Origin of the sequence: Shewanella psychrophila (assembly GCF_002005305.1) — a bacterium.
Taxonomy (GTDB): Bacteria; Pseudomonadota; Gammaproteobacteria; order Enterobacterales; family Shewanellaceae; genus Shewanella; species Shewanella psychrophila.
Genome location: NZ_CP014782.1, coordinates 756,881 through 779,981 on the forward strand (window position 1 = coordinate 756,881; position 23,101 = coordinate 779,981).

15 protein-coding genes are annotated in these 23,101 nt (G+C 45.5%); 10 read left to right on the forward strand and 5 right to left on the reverse strand.

The window, feature by feature from the left end:
- Positions 1-7 precede the first annotated feature (7 nt).
- The 4 genes from sps_RS03440 (at position 8) to purU (ending at position 4,997) form a co-directional block, all read left to right on the forward strand.
- The gene (locus tag sps_RS03440) at positions 8-322 is read left to right on the forward strand and encodes a sarcosine oxidase subunit delta (protein ID WP_077751249.1); all 315 of its coding nucleotides are present in this window, start codon (positions 8-10) and stop codon (positions 320-322) included.
- Positions 319-3,342 carry a sarcosine oxidase subunit alpha gene (locus sps_RS03445; RefSeq protein ID WP_077751250.1) on the forward strand — a complete coding sequence of 1,008 codons (3,024 nt, stop codon included), beginning with the start codon at positions 319-321 and terminating at the stop codon, positions 3,340-3,342. The genes sps_RS03440 and sps_RS03445 overlap by 4 nt, the downstream gene beginning before the upstream one ends.
- Before the next feature lie 100 nt (positions 3,343-3,442).
- Positions 3,443-4,045: a sarcosine oxidase subunit gamma gene (locus sps_RS03450; RefSeq protein WP_077755532.1), complete on the forward strand. Its 603-nt coding sequence runs from the start codon at positions 3,443-3,445 to the stop codon at positions 4,043-4,045.
- 85 nt (positions 4,046-4,130) lie between these two features.
- Positions 4,131-4,997 carry a formyltetrahydrofolate deformylase gene (purU, locus tag sps_RS03455; RefSeq protein WP_077751251.1) on the forward strand — a complete coding sequence of 289 codons (867 nt, stop codon included), beginning with the start codon at positions 4,131-4,133 and terminating at the stop codon, positions 4,995-4,997.
- Positions 4,998-5,123: 126 nt separating this feature from the next.
- Here purU and sps_RS03460 read toward each other — a convergent pair whose 3' ends face one another.
- Positions 5,124-5,903, reverse strand: coding sequence for an AraC family transcriptional regulator (locus sps_RS03460; RefSeq protein ID WP_077755533.1), 780 nt, complete (start codon positions 5,901-5,903; stop codon positions 5,124-5,126).
- 98 nt (positions 5,904-6,001) lie between these two features.
- On the opposite strand from sps_RS03460, the gene sps_RS03465 reads away from it, so the two are divergent.
- Together sps_RS03465 and sps_RS03470 are read left to right on the forward strand one after the other, a co-directional pair.
- Complete coding sequence (locus sps_RS03465; protein ID WP_077751252.1) at positions 6,002-7,252, forward strand: MFS transporter; 1,251 nt, start codon at positions 6,002-6,004, stop codon at positions 7,250-7,252.
- Positions 7,253-7,451: 199 nt separating this feature from the next.
- Positions 7,452-8,798 (forward strand): DEAD/DEAH box helicase, encoded by a 1,347-nt coding sequence (locus tag sps_RS03470; protein ID WP_077751253.1) that lies wholly within the window; start codon positions 7,452-7,454, stop codon positions 8,796-8,798.
- Positions 8,799-8,931: 133 nt separating this feature from the next.
- Here sps_RS03470 and sps_RS03475 read toward each other — a convergent pair whose 3' ends face one another.
- The 3 genes from sps_RS03475 to sps_RS03485 form a co-directional block, all read right to left on the reverse strand.
- Positions 8,932-10,932 carry an alpha-amylase family protein gene (locus sps_RS03475; protein ID WP_077751254.1) on the reverse strand — a complete coding sequence of 667 codons (2,001 nt, stop codon included), beginning with the start codon at positions 10,930-10,932 and terminating at the stop codon, positions 8,932-8,934.
- Positions 10,933-11,047: 115 nt separating this feature from the next.
- Positions 11,048-12,991, reverse strand: coding sequence for a glycoside hydrolase family 13 protein (locus sps_RS03480; RefSeq protein WP_077751255.1), 1,944 nt, complete (start codon positions 12,989-12,991; stop codon positions 11,048-11,050).
- A 125-nt stretch (positions 12,992-13,116) separates the two neighbouring features.
- Positions 13,117-15,936, reverse strand: coding sequence for a TonB-dependent receptor (locus sps_RS03485; protein WP_077751256.1), 2,820 nt, complete (start codon positions 15,934-15,936; stop codon positions 13,117-13,119).
- Between the two features lie 490 nt (positions 15,937-16,426).
- Between sps_RS03485 and sps_RS03490 the strand changes: the two genes are divergently transcribed.
- From sps_RS03490 to sps_RS03505, 4 genes are all read left to right on the forward strand, one after another.
- On the forward strand, positions 16,427-18,064 hold the full coding sequence (locus sps_RS03490) for an alpha-glucosidase (RefSeq protein WP_077751257.1): 1,638 nt from the start codon (positions 16,427-16,429) through the stop codon (positions 18,062-18,064).
- An 85-nt stretch (positions 18,065-18,149) separates the two neighbouring features.
- The gene (locus tag sps_RS03495; RefSeq protein WP_077751258.1) at positions 18,150-19,427 is read left to right on the forward strand and encodes a sugar MFS transporter; all 1,278 of its coding nucleotides are present in this window, start codon (positions 18,150-18,152) and stop codon (positions 19,425-19,427) included.
- A 197-nt stretch (positions 19,428-19,624) separates the two neighbouring features.
- Positions 19,625-20,839: an RsmB/NOP family class I SAM-dependent RNA methyltransferase gene (locus sps_RS03500; protein ID WP_077751259.1), complete on the forward strand. Its 1,215-nt coding sequence runs from the start codon at positions 19,625-19,627 to the stop codon at positions 20,837-20,839.
- A gap of 302 nt (positions 20,840-21,141) precedes the next feature.
- Positions 21,142-21,882: a cytochrome b/b6 domain-containing protein gene (locus tag sps_RS03505; protein ID WP_077751260.1), complete on the forward strand. Its 741-nt coding sequence runs from the start codon at positions 21,142-21,144 to the stop codon at positions 21,880-21,882.
- Between the two features lie 122 nt (positions 21,883-22,004).
- Here the strand turns inward: sps_RS03505 and sps_RS03510 are convergent, their stop codons facing one another.
- On the reverse strand, positions 22,005-23,066 hold the full coding sequence (locus sps_RS03510) for a UDP-glucose--hexose-1-phosphate uridylyltransferase (RefSeq protein ID WP_077751261.1): 1,062 nt from the start codon (positions 23,064-23,066) through the stop codon (positions 22,005-22,007).
- Positions 23,067-23,101: the final 35 nt, after the last annotated feature.

The following is a 23,101-nucleotide window of genomic DNA, read 5'->3' on the forward strand; positions in this document are numbered from 1 at the left end:
GGAAAAGATGTTTTATATTTATTGTCCTTATTGCCAGGAACATCGCGAGGAAGAAGAATTTCACGCAGCAGGTCAAGCGCATATCAGCCGTCCACTCGACCCTGATAATTGTAGCGACGTGGAGTGGGGGGATTATTTGTATTTTCGGAAAAACCCTCGCGGACTGCACCATGAGATTTGGTCCCATGCAGCGGGTTGTAGGAAATATTTTAATGTGACCCGAGATACTCAAAGTTACCAAATTAAAGAAGTTTATAAGATGGGTGAAGTCCCCCAAATTGTTGCTGAAAAAGCCTCGGATAGAGAGAGGAGTAGAGTATGAGCCAGAAAAATCGTGTTTATTCTGGGGGATGCATAGATCGCAATAAACCATTGAATTTCAGTTATAATGGTAAAAATCATCAAGGGTTTGATGGTGATACGTTGGCCTCTGCATTACTCGCTAATGGTGTCGACATCGTTGGCCGTAGTTTTAAATATAGCCGGCCTCGAGGCATTGTTGCAGCAGGCAGTGAAGAACCCAATGCCATTTTACAAATGGGGGCTAGCGAAGCGACTCAGGTACCTAATGTTCGCGCGACCCAGCAAGAACTCTTTGAGGGATTAGTTTGTCATTCAGCCAAAGGTTGGCCAAGCTCTGACTTCGATATGATGGGCTTACTGGGTAAAGTGGGCGGAAAAATGATGCCCCCAGGTTTTTATTACAAAACCTTCATGTACCCCCAAACGATGTGGCAAACCTACGAGAAATATATTCGTAAAGCCGCGGGGATCGGACGCTCTTCAACTCAAGCCGATCCTGATATTTATGATAACTTTAATCAACACACCGATGTGCTGATTGTGGGTGCTGGCCCGGCAGGTTTAGCGGCAGCGTTAAGCGCAGCACGCAGTGGCGCTCGCGTTATTGTCGCTGATGAACAAGCGAAAATGGGGGGGGCATTATTATTCAGCCGTGAACTCATCAACGGTCGACCTGCACTGGAGTGGGTGGAGGAAACGTTAACTGAGCTCAGTCAATATAGTGATGTATTGATACTTCCACGTGCCACAGTCAATGGCTATCACGATCATAATTTCCTCACGATTCATCAACGTTGTACCGATCATATTGCTGATAAAGCCCCCAATGGCCAGATCCGTCAACGTCTGTATCGAGTACGTGCTAAGTGGGTTGTCCTTGCAACTGGTGCCCATGAGCGGACTTTAGTTTTTGGTAACAATGACGTTCCCGGGTGCATGCAAGCCTCAGCAGTATCGACGTATATTAATCAATATGGCGTGGTACCGGGTAAGCGGTTAGTGTTAATGACGACGAACGATAATGCGTATCAAGCCGCTTTCGATTGGCAAGACAGTGGGCGAGATGTGATTGCCATTGTCGATACTCGCAGTCAACCTCAAGGTGAAAAAGTACAGCAAGCCCGTCTTCGAGGCTTGAATGTCATAACGGGCAGTGCAGTTATTGAGGTTAAGGGCAGTAAAAGAGTGTCGTCGGTATTAATCGCCAGCATCAATCTAGATGGCACTCAAGTGATAGGTGAAGCAAAGACAATAAAGTGTGACACCATCGCGAGCTCTGGAGGATGGAGTCCGGCGGTACACCTTTCTTGTCATACTGGCAGTCGTCCGCAGTGGAATGAGGATGTACTTGGGTTTGTACCCGGTGACACGATTCAGAAGCAACTGACTGCAGGTGCCATTAAGGGGACTTATAGCCTGAGTAAATGTTTACAAGAAGGCTTTAGTGCCGGACAAGAAGCGGCAATTAAATCGGGCTTCACTGATGTAGGTAATCACGAAATCCCCACAGTGGAACGACTCACAGAAGCCGCAACAATGCCTCTGTTTCATATTCCTCATACACTTCCAACCAGTCGAGCACCTAAACAATTTGTCGACTACCAGACCGATGTCACCGCGGCAGGTATAGAATTAGCGACACGTGAAGGGTTTGAGTCTATTGAACATATTAAACGTTATACGGCAATGGGTTTTGGTACTGATCAAGGCAAGCTGGGTAATATTAATGGTATGGCAATTGCGGCTAAATACTTGAATAAGTCGATACCTGAAACCGGTACGACTATTTTTAGACCTAATTATACACCGGTCACTTTCGGCGCGATTGCTGGACGTCACTGTAATGAGCTGTTTGATCCAAAGCGTTATACCCCGATGCAACAATGGCATGTGGATCATGGTGCCTTGTTTGAAGATGTAGGGCTGTGGAAACGTGCTTGGTATTACCCCAAACAAGGGGAATCAATGTTAGATGCCGTTAACCGTGAATGTAAGGCCACACGTGATAGTATCGGTATTTTAGATGCATCAACGCTAGGCAAAATCGACATTCAAGGTAAAGATGCCCGTGAGTTTATTTCTCGAGTGTATACCAATGCATGGGCCAAACTTGCGGTAGGTAAATGTCGATACGGTTTGATGTGTGGTGAAGATGGGATGATATTTGATGATGGTGTGACGTCATGTCTAGCAGAAAACCATTTTATTATGACAACGACAACCGGTGGCGCAGCCCGTGTTTTAAGCTGGTTAGAGCTGTATCATCAAACTGAATGGCCTGAACTTGAAGTGTATTTCAATACCGTAACGGATCAATGGTCCACGATGACGATATCAGGCCCTAATGCTCGCAAGCTTTTAGCGGAAGTTTGTCATGATATTGATTTAGACCGTGATAGCTTCAAATTCATGGATTGGCGACAAGGAACTGTCGCTGGGGTTCCAGCCCGGATATTCCGTATCTCATTTACGGGTGAGCTTTCTTATGAAATCAACGTCCAGGCAAATTATGGCTTGAAGGTATGGCAAGCACTCCACGCTCATGGTAAAAAATATAATTTGACCCCCTATGGCACAGAAACCATGCATGTCTTACGGGCTGAAAAAGGCTTTATTATTGTCGGTCAGGATACTGACGGTTCAGTTACCCCGATGGATCTCGGTATGGATTGGTGTGTCAGCAATAAAAAACCATTTAGCTATATTGGTAAGCGCGGTATGCATCGTGAGGATTGTTTACGACCGGGCCGTAAACAACTGGTTGGTTTAAAAACCAAAGATGCGAATGTTGTTATACCTGAGGGGTCACAGGCCGTTGCCGATCCCCATCAAGCGATACCTATGACCATGTTGGGGCATGTGACTTCAAGCTATTACAGTGAATGTTTACAGCGCAGTATTGCAATGGGGGTGATCATTGGGGGTCTTGACCGTATGGGCGAGACTGTGTATTACCCTCAGGCGGATGGTCGAGTTATTGAGGCTGAAATATGCAGTCCAGTTTTCTTGGATCCTAAAGGAGATCGACAACATGTCTGATGTTGAAAGTGTGATTAAAAAACCAGGATCAGCTCGAGTGGTTATATCGGAGAGACCGAAAGTGGATGCTCCTATATCGATAACATCTAAGGTTCTGGAAATGCAGCAACTTTCTATTGAAGGTGTGCAAGCCGTTAGTCCATTATCTAAAGAGATATCACAGGCAAGTCAGCGACAAAATATCGGGGTTCATCTGAGTGAATTAGCTTTTTTAGGTCACTTAGTGTTAAGAGGTAATAGTGAAAACAAACAGTTTTCAGCAGCGATAGAAACCGTGTTAGGTGTACCTTTGCCGAGTGCGTTACAAAGTGAAACGAAAAACGACTTATCAATAAGTTGGATTTCACCCGATGAATGGTTAGTTATTTTACCTATCACTGGAGCTTTTGAAATTGAGCGTCGATTACGTATCATGGTCGACGGTCACTGTGCGGTGGTGAATGTTTCTGGCGGGCAGACTGTGTTGAGCTTATCTGGGACGAATGCATTGCAAGTATTGCATAAATCTACGCCTTATGATGTTCACGAACGTAATTTTCCTGTAGGGAAAGTGGTGACGACGGTATTTGCAAAAGCACAGGTGATTATTCGTCGTACAGGGCCTGAAAGTTGGGAACTGACGGTTCGAAGAAGTTTTGCAGATTACGTGTGGCAGTGGTTAATGGATGCTTCAACGGAATATGGAGTAGAGGTCAGTGCCTAGTGTTTGGCTGACATTTTGGTTGGGAACTTTGGTTCAAGAGTGAACCAAAGTTTATCGTTTCAGGCTTAATTAAAGAGATATTATCGTGGGAAATAATGAAAACACTTGGATATTAACCGCTCAGTGTCCAAGTTGTCTTGGCACTGTCGATGTTGTTACTCGCTTTCTTGCTGAGAATAGTTGTTACATTGTGGATATACAATCATTTGATGATCGTGAACTTAATCTTTTCTGCATTCGTGTGCAATTTCGTCCACTTAATGATGAATTTAACTCTGATGTCTTTGAGCAAACATTTCAAGCGCGGGCTAATAAGTTTGATATGACCTGGTCGTTAACAGAGCCAAATCATAAAACTCGTGTAGCGATCATGGTTTCAAAATATGACCATTGTTTAAATGATTTGCTGTACCGATATAGAACGAAGGCATTACCCATTAATATTGCGGTGATAATTTCTAATCATCCTGATTTGGAAGCCTTAGCCGAATGGCATGGTATTGATTATTACCATCTACCTATTACGGCTGAGACTAAACCTCAGCAAGAAAAGCGAGTGTTGGAAGTTGTGCAGCAATACACTTGTGAGCTGGTTGTGCTTGCTCGTTATATGCAAGTTTTATCTGCCGATATGTGTTCTAAACTCAGCGGTAAAGCCATTAATATTCATCATTCCTTGCTACCTGGTTTTAAAGGCGCTAAACCTTATCATCAAGCGTGGGATAAAGGGGTGAAACTGGTTGGGGCTACCGCTCATTATGTTAATGACGATCTCGATGAAGGGCCGATAATTACTCAAGGTGTTCAGGCTGTTGGCCATAGTCACTATCCAGAAGATCTGGTCGCAAAGGGGCAAGATATAGAAAGTCAGACATTAGCCAGAGCGATTAAATATCATATCGAGAAACGGGTGTTTTTATTTGGCAGCCGCACCGTCGTGTTTGCTGATTAATTTGATCCCTAATAGGGCTAAAGACGAGAGGTTAACGTTTTTGTTTGGATACATAAAATGTGATATTAGTCTTTTTATGTAGCGCTTATGATGTGTGTTCTATTTTGCACGTTTGTCATTGGACACCTAATACTGGCTTATATATTGTTTTGGCGGCCGGCCTAAGGTTTTCTTGAAAAAAGTGATGAAGGCGCTGACCGACTCGTAGCCCAAGTCTTCAGATACCCGTTGTACTGAATATCCCGATGACAGCTTCTGCAGAGCGATGACAATATGTAACTGACCCCGCCAGCGACCGAAGGTGACGCCGACTTCTTGTTTTACCAGCCGCGCTAATGTCCGCTCACTCATGGCAAATTTAGCCGCCCATTGGCCAAGGGTATCCCGATTATCCGGCTGGTCTATTAAGGCTTGGGCGAGCTGATTGAGTCTTGTCTCTTTAGGAATGGGGAAATCAAATTGCTCCGTGGGCATTTTGACGAGTTCATGCATTAGCACATCGACAAGTTTCGCCGTGGGACTCTCGGGCTTGTAATCTTGTGGCAGGCTGGTTAAGTGTAAGATCAGCTCTCTCACCAGAGGGGATATGGACAAGGTGCAGCTCTTTTGGGGTAAATTCGCTATTTGAGGGTCGATAAACAACATGCAGACCTGGGCATCGGGCGATATTCTGTTGCTGTGGGGCACCAGGCTTGGGATCCACACCGCGCAATGAGTCGGCACCATCCAGATCCCATCACCGATATTACAAGTCACATGGCCATGAATTGCCAGTACTAATTGCCCCTTTCTGTGTTGGTGGAAGGGGGTTTCACACTCCCTGTCTCCGCCCGTTAACTTTAATGAGACCACTGTTTGTGGGTACAGATCAGAGTCAAATTCGGGGAATAATGCATCTAATGGCATAGGCTTGTCTGTTTTTAGCAATAATATGTCAATATATCTTAATTCGGCTATTGATTTAAAGGCTAGAGTGGCAATATTCAATGTTGTAGGAGCGTTCCATGACCAAAAATCATCAGATATTGGCCACTAAATCTATTTTTCTTATACTGGGGATCTTGCTGATCGCGGCTAATTTGCGTGGCCCCATCACCAGCGTGGCCCCCTTGTTGGACTCGATCCGCAGTTCACTGAACTTAACAGCGACTCAGGCAGGCTTACTGACGACCTTACCCTTGCTTGCGTTCGCATTTATGTCGCCCTTGTCCTCTAAAATTGGCCACCGTATAGGGTTAGAGCGGGCGTTGATGGTGGCACTCGTGCTTATCCTTGTTGGTATCATGGTGCGGGCGTTAGGCTCGATCAGTGCACTTATCTTAGGCACTTTTGTTATCGGAGCCGGGATTGCCATTGCCAACGTACTTCTGCCTAGCCTGCTGAAACGTGATTTTCCCACAAAGGTGGCGACACTCACGGCTGTCTATGTGCTCACCATGGGAATAGGCTCTGCAGTCAGCTCGGCTGTGGCGGTGCCTATGTCGAATCTTGCTGGGCATTTAAATATCTCATTTATGCCAGATTGGAACTTTGCTCTGGTTAGCGTGATCTTGTTTCCTCTGGTTGCAATACTATGTTGGTTACCCCAAATGGCTAGCCGTACTGATCCGGCTAAGAATACTGCCGAGCTTGATTCCCATAGCTATGTTTGGCGTTCACCTTTGGCCTGGCAATTGACTTTTTTTCTGGGTCTTAACTCATTCGTGACCTATATCATCATAGGCTGGTTACCCAGTATGCTGATGGATGCTGGATATTCTGAGATTGAGGCGGGGTTTAACGCAGGTTTGTTGCAATTAGCGACTGCACTTCCTGCCATCGCCCTGATTCCCATCATGGGGAAGTTAAAAGATCAGAGTTTACTGGCCTTTGGCACTGCACTCATTGCACTAAGCGGCATATTGGGTCTCTTGTTATTGCCACAATTTGCCACTGTTTGGGTATTGGTGTTTGGTTTTGGTGGTGGGGCGGGCTTTATTGTTGGCTTGTCCTGTATCAGCCATAGAACTCATCATACTCATCAGGCTGCTGCATTATCGGGCATGGCGCAGTGTGTAGGTTATTTGCTGGCGGCAACGGGTCCTATTCTTATTGGCTCGGTACATGACACGACAGGAAGCTGGAATTTACCTCTGATTCTCTGTGCGATTTCATGTGGTCTTTGCAGTGTATTTGGTTTGTTGGCTGGTCGGGATCGTATTCTTGAAAATAAGCAGAGTGGGGCCATAGTACTCTCAGATGCTGAGCGAGCCTAGATAGAGGGTGAGTTTTTAAGGGAAGATTTAATTGGATTAAGCCGATGGTGCTTCAAGTTATCGGCACAGCCCTGCTATAATGGCGGCACTTTCTCTGTTTTGCCCCAATGATCTATTACTTTATGTTGAGTGCCTTGTATTAGCTAGTGTACTCCAAGGCGTAAACAGTTATTTATCCGTTACTATGTTGAGACCTTAAATGTCATTCTCTAATCTTGGATTAAGCGATCCGATTTTAACTTCCCTGGCCGAGTTGGGTTATTCAACGCCAACGCCTATTCAAGCCGAAGCTATCCCACTGGCCCTTAAAGGCAAAAATTTAATCGCGGCAGCTCAGACGGGCAGCGGTAAGACTGCTACGTTTGTGTTGCCTATGCTTGAGATGTTGGCAAGGGGGGAAACTCAACGTAAGAAACGTGTTCGCGCGCTTATTCTCGCTCCCACAAGGGAGCTGGCTATTCAGGTCTGTAATAGTATAGAAGCCTACGGCAAGCATCTTAATCTTAAAGCTGTGGCGATATATGGTGGCGTCGATTACGGGCCACAAAAACAGGCTTTGATTGAAGGGATAGACATAGTCGTAGCCACGCCGGGTCGCTTGAGAGATCTCTATACCCAAAGATCCATACATTTCGACGAAATCGAACTCTTGGTGCTCGATGAAGCCGACAGAATGTTGGATATGGGCTTTATCGAAGATATCACTAAGATCATAGATACCTTGCCGGTCGACAGACAAAATCTCTTGTTCTCGGCGACCTTATCGCGTCAAGTGAGAGAGCTCGCCAAAGAGACCATTCCCAATGCCATTCAGCTCTCTGTCACTAAGGAAATCGAAGGCAAGCCCAATATTGACCAGTGGTTAGTGACGGTGGATAAAGACAAGAAGTCGGCGTTATTGAGCCATCTGATCAAAGAAAATAGCTGGCAGCAGGCGCTGATTTTTATTGAGACCAAGCACGGCGCGGCTAAGTTAGTTACTCAGCTTGAGAAGCGGGGCATTCAAGCCGAGTGTATTCACAGTGGTCGTACTCAGGCCATTCGAGAGCAGATCTTGGCGGATTTCAAAACAGGTAAGATACAGTATCTTATCTCTACTGGGATCTCCGCCCGTGGCATTGATATCGATGAGTTGCCTTTAGTGATTAATTACGACTTACCTTATCCAGCCGATGAGTATGTACATCGTATCGGTCGTACCGGACGTGCGGGAGCGGCTGGTGAGGCGATATCTCTGGTGTCGAAAGATGATTTTAAGAACCTGTGTATGATTGAAAAGCGTCTCGATCACTTGATCGAGAGAAAAATAGTTGAAGGGTTCGAGCCGCGTAAAGAAGTACCTGTTTCAGTCTTGAATTTCGTGCCTAAGAATAAGCCGACTAGAGAGGATTCAAAAGATAACAGCGCTAAGTCAAAAAATAAGCGCGTGGCATCGAAATCAAGTGCATCGACTCACAGTTCAAACGGGTCTTCGACACCTAAGCAAACTGACACAAAAGAGAACTCTGCCGATAACAAGTTGCCACTTAACCCCTGGGACCGATAACTCATATCCAGTTAGCCAAGGCTAAACATGATCGAGCTTTGGTCGAATAAAAGCTCGAATTACACCTCGAAAGGCGCGTGAATTCACGCGCCTTTTTTGTTCTTATTGTGTCTCGTCCTGAAACTAACTTAGATTATAGTGAGAGGACCTTAGATTCTAATGGCTTAAGCTTAATTTTCACCCATCCAGCTCCTGTGCTATCAACCACAAGCTCTTCTGTTACGAGTCTCTTTAGTCGCTGAGTTAATGGTTTCGTAAGCAAGTCTGTTAACGGATATTGATCGGGCTTGACCTGCCATTGAGCGATTAAGTCTGCGGGGAGTTTGAGCTTAAATGTTTTGCTTTGTGAACGGCTGAAGTTACTGACAATCACTAACTGCTGATCTTGACTAAAACGGGCGAAGGCGAATGTCATGTCATCATAAACTGAGTCAGGTAGGCTCATCTCGTCCGTTTCCCTGTGAATGTCGCCCCTACCAGATCGATTCACTGTATCTAAATTATAATATTCACCTAACAAGGCGGGAGCCGTGTGGCTTAGGTTTAACAAGCGGGCGTAATCATCCCTGAGTGTTAGTTCAGCCTCGGTTGATTGTCCGCCATCGAATTTGCCATTATTCATAAAGCGCTGGTGGGCAGGCACGCCAATATAATCGAAGATACTGGTTCGACTCGGTGCACCAAAACCGGCAGTTTCGCTGCCATCTTCACCCAGCTCCTGGCCAAAATAAACCAGTGTCGGGGAATGACTCTGTGTGAGTGACACCACCATGGCGGGCAGGGCGGCGAAAGGATTGCCGGCAAATTCGGGGCTGGCGATACGCTGCTCATCGTGATTTTCCAGAAAGTGCAGCATGTGAGGAGCGATGTCTGCGACATTTAAGCGATCCGCTTCTATTGCCGCTGTAGATTGTCTTCCTTGAATAACAGCCTTTAAGGTGTCGTAAAGTCCTACTTTGTCATAGAGATAGTCCATTTTGCCTAAATGAATATAATCTCGATAACGTGCTGGGTTATAGACCTCGGCCAGTAAGAAGGCATCGGGGTTTATCTGTTTGATATTACTGTTGAGATAACTCCAGAATTCGACAGGTACCATCTCGGCCATATCATAGCGAAAACCATCGACCCCCAAACTCAACCAAAATGTGGTGATCTGTTTAAATTTGAGCCAAGAGTCGGGCAGCTGCTTTTCATCCATGCTCTGCCAAAATTGGAAATGCGAGGCAGTTTCCAGCTTAGCGTAGCCTTTGGGAAGAGCCGGGAAGTCGTTGTTGCCATCAGGTTTGACACCGTAATTTATCTTTACCGTTTCATACCAATCATTAGGATTTGGCTTGGCGAGGCGTGAACCATTACCAGTCCATTTTGCGGGGAACTCATCAAACAGCCCGTCACTAAGTGCATGTGTTTCACCACCGAGTGGCTTGTTATCACCGATATCTGGTACCTGAAAAGCCGTGTTTGGAACATAATAGAAGTTATTATTTTTAGCGTATTCGATGTGTGTATTATCACTATCTCCAAAGTTTTCGACACCTGTTGGCATAGAGGTGGAGGCATAACGGCGTGCCACATGGTTAGGTACGATATCGATAATGACCTTCATGCCGAGACCATGGGTGCGCTCGATAAGGGCTTTGAATTCATTGAGTCTATTTTTAGGATCATCGGCTAGATCAGGATTGACGTTATAGTAGTCTTTTACCGCATAAGGTGAGCCTGCCCGACCTTTTACGACGTCAGGATCATCATTTGTGATCCCGTACTGACTGTAGTCATTCACCAAGGCATGGTGGGGTACTCCTGTGTACCAAATATGGGTTACCCCTAGAGATTGAATGCTTTTAAGCGCTACATCATCGAAATCGCTGAATTTACCTATGCCATTTTCTTCGATGGTGCCCCAAGGCTTGTTGGTAGTGTTTCTGTTACCGAACAAACGGGTGAACACTTGGTAGACAACGGGTTTCGTGGCTAGATTTATGGGCTGTTTCTCTTGTGCTTCACCGCTTAATGCCGATACATGTACGCCTGCAAAAACTGGCTGATAGCCACCAAGTAGAGTGACGAGGATGAGCTTCTTTATCGTTATTTTCCAAGGGGCTGTGAATGTTGATATTTTTGTTATCATAGTTTTACTCAACGTATTATTTTTATGTCTATTACTTCGATATCTATGTCTTTGCTTTCAGTTTACTTAATCGTTTGCCTCTTTATGTGTAAAGTAGTCAGAATATATTTTCTGACTAGTGCTTCATCGATAATACCAATACGTCGTGAGCTGGTATCTGAAGGCTTGATTGAGCAGATGTGTTTAGCTCAACGGTCGATTTAGTGAGTACGTTTACACCTTGGGTGAAGCCATCAAGCTGAGCGTTAAAACGACGGGTTGCTAAAGAGACGGGTTTATTATTCTTATTGATGATCACCATGACAGCTTCATCATGATTAAACCTGAAATATACGTAGATACCGTCTATGGGCACATAGTGTCTGAGTTTACCCGAGTGAATGGCACTCGAACTCTTGCGGAAGTTGAGCAAGGCCTTGATAAAGTCTTGTGCACTTTTCTGCTTTTGGGAAAGTCCGCCCCCTGTAATGGCGCTGACCTTGTCGTTAGTCCAACCACCGGGGAACTCCCCACGTACTGCGCCATCGTGTCGACCTTCCTTAGGGCTGGTCATCAAAACTTCGGTGCCATAAAACAGCTGAGGAATACGATTGGAAGTTAAGACGTAAGTGATGACCATCTTAAACAAACCCAGATCTTCATTCATCAGGCTGTATAAACGGTTCGTGTCATGGTTACCTTCAAACAGGACTAGATTGGTGGGGTAGGCATAAACCACATCGTTGGCTAACATCTCATATAATGAGATGAGTCCCGTGTCCCAGCTCTCGTCCTGATTAAATGCTTCTAGCATGACTTCATAAAGTGGGAAGTCCATTAGACTTGGCAGGTTTGAGGCGTAACCGTCTTGATTGAGCTTGCCCGCTTGCCAATAAGAGACGGTGATGGGGTTATTGCTCCATTCTTCACCGACTATGTTGAAATTGGGGTATTCGTTCATGATGGCTTTAGACCAAAGACTCAGGAAGGATTTGTCGGCATAGGAGTAAGTATCTTCGCGTATGCCACTTAATCCTGCATATTCTACCCACCAGATGCTGTTTTGGATAAGATAAGTGGCGAGTAGGGGATCTTGCTGATTTAGATCTGGCATGGAGTCGACAAACCAGCCATGGACGAAGTTACCGCGATCTGAATCTACGGCGTAGGGGTCTTGTACTGTGGTGCGTCTGTGGCTGGTGAACTTTAATGAGGGGCTATCTTGTACTAATTTTTTGCCATTTATCCAGCTTGTGCTGGGCAAATCTTTCATCCACCAATGCTCTGAGCCTATATGGTTGACCACTATGTCTTTAATGATGCCGATACCTTTCTCTTTGGCGCTGGCGGCCAGTTGTCGATATTCTTCGTTGTTGCCAAACCTTGGGTCGATACGATAGTGATCTGTGGTTGAGTAGCCGTGATAGGAGTATTTGGCTTGATTATTCTCCAGCAGTGGGTTTATCCAAAGTTGAGTGACACCTAAGTCTGCGAGGTAATCTAAGCTATTTTCAATGCCTTGGATGTCGCCGCCATGCCTGCCATTCACAGCTTGACGATTAACCCGCTCAGACATGCTCGCTTGATTATCATTATCTGTATCGCCATTGGAAAATCGGTCTGGGGTGATGAGGTAAATAACATCCTTATTGCTGAAACCTTGGCGAATAGCCGAGTCAGCGCCACGTTCAAGCAAGGAATAGCTAAAGGAATGTATGCTGTTACCGGCACTAGTGAGCATTAAATCAAAGGTGTGTGGTTTGGCATGGGTCAGATCTAGGGTAATAAAAAGGTAATTGGGATTATTGGTTTTCTCGACCTTGATGATAGTAATATCGCTATCTTTATTAGCCGGATTATCAAGCATCATTGGGGTTAATTCAGATATATTTAGCCCATGAAGCATCAACTGCAATTTGGGGTTAACCATATCCGCCCACCAAAATTCTGGCTCTACTCTGAGATTAGGGTGTTGCTTAATCTCTGCTGGTGCGGCAAGTGTCACTGGTGCTATTAACAATAGGAACAGTGATAATGCGGTTAAGAGGCGTTGACTAAAAATAGAGGTGATTGGTTTCATATGCCGCTCGAAATCGTGGTTGAGGAAGGGCTGGCTACATTAAATTGTAAGAATTTTATGTGGTGAAACGTAATTTAAAATGATAAAGCCTGCTTCATGGCAAAGTAGGCTTTATCGATATCAAGTTACAAGGTATAACTTAGGCCTAGGAAGTACTGACGTCCAAAGGTCTGGATAGTCCCCGTTTGATACTCCTCACCGAAGTGAGTCTTGCTTGGTTCATCTGTCAGGTTATTCACCTGAAAGAGAAACTTCAGGCCATTATCCAAGGCATAAGATGCTTGATAATCGATAATTGTCTCCGGGGCAAAGTAGGCTAGCTGAGATTCGACTGCCACTTGCTCTGATACATATTCGCTACGGTAGCGCATGCTGACGCGGGTATCGAAGCCTTCGTAGCCATAAAACAAGGTCGTATTGACCACATGCTCAGAAAGACCAGGTAGCGGAATAGGACGGGACTCACCGCCTAAGTCAGTTTCAAATTCAACTTCACTGTCAGAGAAGGAGTAACTGCCGGTGAAACCTAGGCCACTCCATGCATCGGGAAGGAAATCGAAGACTTGAGTATACGCTAGCTCGATACCGCGGATATAACCGCCATTATCGTTGTTGATCGCGGTCTGATATTGACCCTCATCTTTCACTACCGGGTATTCAATACCATTTTCGACAATCGTATCGGGTACGATAAAGCCTGCGGCTTCGAAATCGAATGGTTGGACAGTAAAGTCATTGATGAATGATTTAATGTCTTTATAGAACAAGGCAATCGCAATCGCGCCTTCTGTGTCCGAGAAATAGTGCTCATAGGAAATATCATATTGATCGGCATAGAAAGGATCCAGTAGTGGACTGGTGTTGCCCCAAGCATTGTACTTTTTCTCGCCAGGTGTAGATGTATCGTCATACCAAGAGCCCATACCAGATTTTAGCTTGTTGATTGGAGGGCGAGCCATAACAGATGCAGCGGCGAAACGAATTTGATCATTTTCGGTTAGGTGAAAATTCAGGTTTATCGAAGGTAGATAATCTGTGTAAGTTTTACCTATCTCATTGCGGATATAGTCAGTGCTGATACTGCCATTATCATCGGCTATCTCTTCGCCTAAACCAAAACCAACTTGTTGTAGACCTTTGCTGGATTGATCGGTATTGACGACACGTACGCCGATATTACCAGTAACGGGCAGGCTGCCGATTTCAAAATCCAGATTTGCCTGAACATAACCTGCCAACACATCCTCGTTGACTGAGCCGCTCTGGATCATGGTCCAATTATTTTCCCAGTTGGCGCTCGGAGAGAAAGGATCGTTACCCGTCGAGGCCAATTGAGCATTAACCAGGTCTACCGCCTGATCGAAGTCAATTTTTAAGAAGCTTGGGTAACCTGAGAGTTCACCACCAAAATTGACCACATCTGTCATATCATCTGTCAGTCTGATAACCGGCATATGATCTGGATTGTTGCCAAATTCTGAGCCGTATCCGGCCTGAGAACGCTGAGCGTTAAACTCTCGCTGAGAGTAACGAACCCCAACATCCACTGATGAGATAAAAGAATCTGATAATTGATAATTTAGATCTAGTTTATAGGCAATAAGATCGTTCTGTTGATCGTATGGCCACATGCCTACTTCACGCAGGCCTAATGTGGATGTGTCTGTATAGTCTTTGGCAAAGTTCACATCGGCAGGATTTAGTCCGTTAAGCTGATAGGTAACCGATTCCGCTGAGCGGATCTGATTGTCCATATCATCATAAATCACCGCGCGTGTTCCACCGTTAACGAACTTACCATCGGCCTTCGAGTAGCTGATATCCGCTGCTATGGTTAAGGCATCGCCATTGTTCCATTCGATGTTGAATGCGCCAGACGTCAGTTCCGAGTATTTTGAGTCGTTGTCATTCACCACAAATACCGCGAAATTATCTGTGCCGTCGGTAGTCACTGTGCCGCCAGTCATGGTGCCATCTTCGACTGTGGCGTCACTGATATTGCCATTGGCTAAAGACTTGACTCGAAAGCCTCTAGCAAAGGTTTCGGAATCAAATTTTGAGTGAAACAGATCGCCTTTTATACTCCAGTTATCATTAGGCTGCCAGTGAATAGCCCCCATGTAACCGTCACGGGTCTCTTCACCGCCTTTTTGCTGTACCTCAAAGCCTTCACTGATATTGTCATCGCTGCCATCATCGTTCACGTCTCTTCTCTGCCAAGATGGATAGTGTAGACCTATGAATTGGCTGGAAACGGAAGGTTGATATAGATGGGCGTAACCCAATGCAACTCCTAAGGTCTCTTCGAGGAACTTACCTTGATAAGAGAAGCTTAAACGGTTACCTAAGTCATCGGCGTCAGTCACATCTCCGGCTTTGTCGTTGAAGCTGCCACGTAGATTGACGGTAAAATTGTGTTCTTTACTGGCTTGAAGTGGATCGGCGGTTTTTAGCTCAACGGTACCTGCAACACCACCTTCAATGAGTGAAGCTTTAGGTGATTTATACACTGTCGCTTGATTGATAAGCTCCGATGGGTATTGATCGAACTCAATAGCTCGCTTATCGCCTGTTGTTACTTGCTCACGGCCGTTTAAGGTCGCGAATACGAAGTCACCATCGAGTCCGCGAATGTTAAGACCGCTGGCCTGGCCACCGGTACGCACTGCGGTAATACCGGGTAGACGGGTCAAGGCATCTGCGATGGATTGGTCCGGTAGTGCGCCCAAATCATCTGCTGAGATGCTCTCTGATACTGTGTCTGCAAAACGTTTAGTGTTAAGAGACTTAATTAAACTGGTTCGAAAGCCTCTAACTTCTATGACTTCAATAGAACCTTCTGCGGCCGACTCTATTTTTTTTGTTTCATCGGCGGCGTAGGTGTGCATGCTAGCGCCGGCTGCAATTAGCGCTATGGTTAGCAAGCTAGGTTTAAATTGAAACATCCATCTTCCCCTTATTTACTCTTTTCACTTTTATTTTTTATTCTAAGCAGTCACGGCAAAACACAGATAATGCATATGAAGTTGTGAATTAGAGCTGCCTGTTATTGTACTTGTTTGCAACTTGTTACGGTACGGTGAAGATGTTACTCCCGCCTATCCTAGCAAAACAATCTTGTGCATACGTATTCAAAAGATTTGTGTGGTATAAAACCAGGCAGCTTATGGCCCGTAAGGAAAATATTCGACCATGGTCTATCCGATTAACTTGCTGTTATCTTAGTGGTTAACCTGCTGTCTGAGCTGTGGTTAAGAGTAAGTTAAGTTATGCATACGTATGCAGAGATATTGAACCCTATTTCCCTATTCACGTATGCTCGTCTTATTCAAATAGGACATGCAGCCAATAACCTCAGACATACGTTCAAGCAACAAAGGTTTGCCGAGGTGGGTTTGTCTGTTTCATATCTTTAGGTTTTTATTAGGGGCGACAATGACTCAAGTTTCTTGGTGGCGGGGCGCCATCATCTACCAGATCTATCCGCGTAGCTTGATGGACTCGAATGGTGACGGTGTTGGAGATCTCAAAGGGATCATAACTAAACTCGACTATATATCGAGTTTGAATGTCGACGCTATTTGGATCTCTCCCTTCTTTAAGTCGCCGATGAAAGATTTTGGTTATGACATCAGTGATTACCGAGCGGTGGATCCTCTGTTTGGCACCATGGACGATTTCGATGAGCTAATAGATAAGGCCCATGGTTATGGGATAAAAGTGATTATCGATCAGGTTCTGAGTCATACGTCAGATCAGCATGGGTGGTTTCTAGAGAGTAGAGAGAGCCGGACTAACGACAAGCTAGACTGGTATGTATGGGCCGATCCTAAGGATGATGGTTCGGCGCCTAATAACTGGTTAGCCATTTTTGGCGGCTGCGCCTGGGAGTGGGAGCCAAGAAGACAGCAGTATTATTTACACAACTTTCTCACCAGTCAGCCAGATCTCAACTTTCATAACCCAGATGTCAGGCAAGCGGTGCTCGATAACGTCGAATTCTGGCTTAAGAAGGGCGTCGATGGCTTTAGACTCGATGCAATCACCTTCTGTTACCATGATCAAGACTTGAGAGATAATCCGGCTAAACCTAAAGATAAGCGTCAGGGAAGGGGCTTTAGCGAAGATAATCCCTATGCCTACCAATATCATTATTACAACAATACCCGGCCCGAGACAGTGGGTTTTATTGAAGATCTACGAGGCCTTATCGATCGCTATCCTGGCGCAGTGACTCTAGGCGAAGTCTCATCTGAAGACTCGTTAGCTACCATGGCAGAATATACCCGAGGTGAGCATAGATTACACATGGCTTATAGCTTTGAGTTATTGACCGATGATTTTAGTGCGGGTTACATTAAGCAGACTGTAGAGGCACTAGAGGCGAGTATTGGTGACGGTTGGCCTTGCTGGGCGATAGGTAATCACGATGTTCAGCGCGTCGTTAGCCGCTGGGGAAAGGGCTGTACTCGATTGCCTATGATAAAAATGCTTACGGCTATGTTATGTTCATTGCGAGGCAGTATTTGTAGCTATCAGGGAGAAGAGCTAGGTCTAAGTGAAGCCCCTATTGAATATCATCAGCTACAAGACCCTTTCGGTATCGCGTTTTGGCCCATGTTTAAAGGCAGGGATGGTTGCCGTACGCCTATGCCCTGGTTACATGACAAGCTTAATGCTGGTTTTAGTGACACTAAACCTTGGTTGCCAGTACCCGAACATCATCTCGCCTTTTCGGTGGATCTACAAGAGTCGGATGAAACCTCTGTGCTTAATGCTTATCGTCATTTTTTAAGTTGGCGGCGTCAACATCAGGTGTTAATTACAGGAAGCATCAAATTCATTGATGCACCTGATCCTATGCTTGCCTTCATCAGAGAATCTCACGGGGCAGCGTATCTTGTGTGCTTTAACTTGTCCGATGAACCTGTTAGATATAAAGGGGCTGTTGCTGGGTTTGGGGAGATTAGTCGAGAGCAGGCAATCATAGGTCATGGTTTACTTCAGGGGGATATTATCGACAATGAGATTTTTCTTCCTGGCTATGCGAGTCTATATATCAGATTGAAGTGAAAAATATTCATCAGTAGTAATCAAGATGTTTGGCACAGCAAATAGTTAGCATCAATATTGTCAAAATAACATAGAGAATAACAATATGGCTTCATCGTATAATCCTGATACATCGAGTAACTTAGGCGTCACTGCGGGCAGCGAGCCCCAAGAAAATTACCGCTTCGCTTTAGTTTCACTGACTTCGCTGTTTTTTATGTGGGGGTTTATCACCTGTCTCAATGACATCTTGATCCCACATCTTAAGGCAGTCTTTTCACTCAATTACACCGAGGCAATGCTGATCCAGTTTTGTTTCTTCGGCGCTTACTTTCTAGTGTCTATTCCTGCGGGTAAGCTGGTTAAACGCTTAGGCTATCAGAAAGGCATTGTGACTGGGTTGGTGGTCGCGAGTTTGGGTTGTGCATTGTTTTATCCCGCCGCCGAATACGCCACCTACGGCCTTTTCTTAGGGGCTTTGTTTGTGTTGGCTTCGGGCATTACCTTGTTACAGGTCGCAGCTAATCCCTATGTCAATGCTATGGGGAGCAGCGATACAGCATCGAGTCGCTTAAATTTAACCCAAGCTTTTAACGCGTTAGGAACAACTGTTGCGCCTTTCTTTGGCGCTGTATTGATATTATCAGTGGCTTCATCGGCAGCCTCTGATTTGGCACACGCCCAGGCCGAAGCCGAGGTGGTTAAGCTGCCTTATCTCTTGCTTGCGGCCATGTTGGCTAGCCTAGCGATTATCTTCGCCAATCTGAAATTGCCGAAAATAGAAGCCCATACAGCAAGTAACACTGGCCAGATCAGTTATAAGGGCAAGACCAGCGCCCTGCAGTCTACCCATCTGGTATTGGGAGCTGTGGGGATTTTTGTCTATGTGGGCGCCGAAGTGTCTATTGGCAGCTTTCTGGTGAACTTCCTCGGTGAGAGTCATATTGCTGGATTGAAAGAAGCGGATGCGGCGCACTATATTGCCTATTACTGGGGCGGTGCCATGATTGGGCGTTTTGTGGGCTCGGTTGTGATGCAAAAAGTTGAAGCGGGTAAGGTGCTGGCGTTTAATGCACTGATGGCCGCTCTGTTGGTGGCTGTAGCCATGACAAGTACTGGTAGTATTGCCATGTGGGCGATACTGGCGGTTGGCTTGTTTAACTCAATTATGTTCCCGACCATCTTTAGTCTGGCTTTACGGGATCTCGGCCCTCATACGTCACAAGGGTCAGGTATCTTGTGTCTGGCCATTGTTGGCGGCGCCATTTTACCGCTCCTTCAAGGTGTAACTGCCGATGCCATGGGGATCCAACAGGCGTTTTTCTTACCGATTATCTGTTATGGTTTTATCTTGTTCTATGGGGCGAAAGGCTCAAAAATGTAGACGTTTTCTCATTCAGACATAGATGTAAAATGGCGGCCTCATGGTCGCTTTTTTTGTTATGTTCAGTTGAATTAGGCTTGGGGTCAAAAATACTTAAGCCTAAGTCAGTCTTTACTTGCGTATTGATGGCTTAACTCCTATGATCCACTCGTTTTTATTTCAGTCTTGATTTTCAGGCATCCACCGCAGGCGATTTCATGCTTAACTCACCACTTTCTCCCAGCTCGACCGAATTAGTCATTAATGTTTTAGATATGGTTTTATCTGAAGGAAAACCCTTAGACAGAGCCTATTCTCATCATTTCTCGGGCTTACAATTAGCGCCGTCTGAACAGGCTCGTATCACAGTGGTTGCCGGAGATATCCTACGAAGGTTAAACCTCTACTGTTATCTTTCCGATGTGAAATTCGAAGAGATGTCACGCATGGGCACGCGTCTGCTTAACGTCTGGCACCTGTTCCATGAACTCGATCTGCCTAAGATGCAATATGCATTACAAGTTGATGAAAAAGAATATTTTGACCGTTTGGAAAAAGCCAAGGCACAACCCGCTCTGTGGGATGGCTGTCCTGAATGGCTAGATACCATGGGTCAGGCCCAGCTTGGTGAGGCTTGGGCTAAAGAAAGAGCGGCGTTAAGTACCCAACCTAAGCGTTATTTACGAGTGAACTTACTTAAGTGTACCCGTGAAGAGTTAGGCAAGAAGCTGAGAAATGAGCAAGTTCAAACGAAAGAGGTCGAGGGCGTCGATACTGCACTGGAAGTCACTTCTGATTCGGCACTGTTTCGCACCGAGAGTTTCAAGAAAGGTTGGTTCGAGCAACAAGATGCCGGTTCACAACTGGTGGCTACGGCAGTAGATGCTAAACCGGGTATGCGGGTGATCGATGCCTGTGCCGGTGCTGGCGGAAAGACTTTGTCCATCGCGTCTCAGATGCAGGGCAAAGGACGTTTATTGGCTATGGATGTTGAGCAGTGGAAACTTGATAGTTTGAAACAGCGAGCTCGCCGCGCCAACGCCCATAACGTTGAGACCCGTATCATTGCCAGCTCTAAGACTATTAAGCGCCTTAAGCTCAGTGCCGACCGTGTGTTGCTGGATGTACCATGTTCTGGCCTAGGGGTACTTAAACGTAACCCGGATGCCAAGTGGCGTGACACCCCTGAGCGTTTACCTGTGTTGGTTGAGCTACAGAAACATATTCTGCAAAGCTACAGCCGTATGGTAAAAGTGGGTGGTATCTTAATCTACGCTACTTGCTCTATCATGCCTGAAGAAAACCGAGATCAGATTGATGCCTTCCTGGCTGAAAATGAGCATTTCAAGTTTATCGAAGATGAAAACATCAGCGTGGCAGATTCTGGATTTGATGGTTTCTATCTGGCTAAGCTCGAGCGTATCTCTGAGTAGCATTTTCTTGTTGTAGCTAAGAACTGAAATAGAGGTGGCTTATCCGCCTCTACTCTCTCAACTTTAACTGCTTCTTTTATTGCTAAATCCCGCCTTTATATACCTAATACCCCTCCCACTTTGAGCAAGTTTATGGTCTCAAAGAGACGCTCTTACCAATAAAGAAATCTTGCTCACATTTATTCGACATATCATCTTGTTTAATTAATAAAACTTAACCCTATTTATTCCTGATAGGCGTAACATACTAGCTAGCTTCAAGTTTGTTGAAGTTATGTACTAAAAGATCTGGGGGGATCATTATGTCATTATCGACTACCGAAGACACAAATCAGAGTAAAACCTACCGAGTATGGGACAGACCCACACGTGTGTTTCATTGGGTTAACCTGCTATTGGTGCTCAGCTTGATGTTTGTTGGCTTAATCATGTTGTTTAAGAGTGAAGTTGGCATCACGGGATTAGAGGCTAAGATAGGCCTGAAAGAGTTACATACAGTTATTGGTTATTTGTTTGCAATCAATCTAATAATAAGGCTTTCATGGGGATTTATCGGCAATCGATTTGCTAAATTTTCTGGCAACTTACCGAAACTTGGGGCAATAAAACGTTATCAAACAGCCTTACGTGCAGGAGAAAATCCGCAATACTTAGGTCATAATCCCATGGGCAAGTTGGCTGTGCTAGTCATCATGATCACGTTAATGCTGATCATGGCGACGGGATTACTCCGTGCTGGCACGGATATCTATTATCCGCCATTTGGGGGAGCTGTGACTCAATATATCGCCGCCGAAGGCGTCGATGCCACTCGCATTAAGCCTTACGATGAAACTGGCGTAGATAAGGCTAAGCTGGCCGTGCTCAAACCCTATAAGAGTCTGGCCGGAACCGTACACCTGTATAGCGTCTATTTTCTTATGTTATTAATTGTACTGCATGTTGTTGGGGTGATTATCGCCGAGGTACGTCATCAGCCTGGGATAATATCGGCCATGTTCTCTGGGAAGAAACAGATTGAAGGTACGCCGCTGGATAAATGAGCCTAGGTGTGGATTGTTTGCTCTATAACCTTATCTAGATCCTAGGGCCTAGTTTAGTCATGTCAGCCAGCTTAACTTACTTAAGCTGGCTGAATTATTTATCTTACTTTTATATAATGCCATCAGCCTTTGTCTAAATAATGGATATCGGTAGCATCCCTTAGCCTGGTTGCGGCTTGCTCCGGGGTTAGATCTCGCTGGGATTCGGCCAGCATCTCATAACCCACCATAAACTTCTTTACCGTGGCTGAACGTAGTAGAGGCGGGTAAAACACGGCGTGTAACTGCCAATGGTCGTTATTGGTTAATTCACCTTCTTGATCTCGCTGAAATGGTGCGAAGTGCCAGCCCATAGAGTAAGGAAAAGAGCAATTGAACAGGTTGTCATAGTGGGTGGTCAGCTTCTTAATGGCCAGGGCCAGTGAGTCTTTGTGCCCATGGCTTAATTCATCGAAGCGGCGAATGTGACTTTTTGGCATCAAGATGGTTTCAAAAGGCCAGGCAGCCCAGTAGGGCACAACTGCTAGCCAGTGTTCAGTCTCGACAACAGTACGGCTACCATCTTTCATTTCTCGTTTTACATAGTCCAAGAGTAGATTGCGGCCATGTTCTTGCTGATATGCTTTTAAATTTTGGTCTTTCTTTCTGACTTCATTCGGCAGGTAACTATTGGCCCATACCTGTCCATGGGGGTGGGGCTGAGAGCAGCCCATGACAGCGCCTTTATTTTCAAATGCCTGTACCCAGATATACTCCTTTCCCAAAGCTGTAATTTCACTCTCCCAGGTATTGATAACCTGGCGGAGTTGCTCTGTGGTGAGTCGAGGTAGTGTCTTGCTATGATCTGGTGAGAAACAGATCACCCGACTCAGGCCGCGGACGCTTTCATTGCGCATCAGGGGATCATCATTAAAGGGTGCTGCAGGTGTGTCTGGTGCTAACGCCGCAAAATCGTTACCAAACACAAATGTGGATTGATAATCAGGGTTAACTTCACCGCTGATGCGTTGATTACCGGCACATAAGAAGCAGTCTTTGTCATAGCTCAGATCTAGACCATCGGTCGCCGTTTCGTCCTGACCTTGCCAGGGACGCTTAGCTCTATGGGGAGAGACGAGCACCCAATCACCCGTGAGTGGGTTATATCTACGGTGAGGATGTTCAGTAGGATCGAAGCTAGTCATAGGAAATTCAATGTGAGGATATTGTATACGATGGA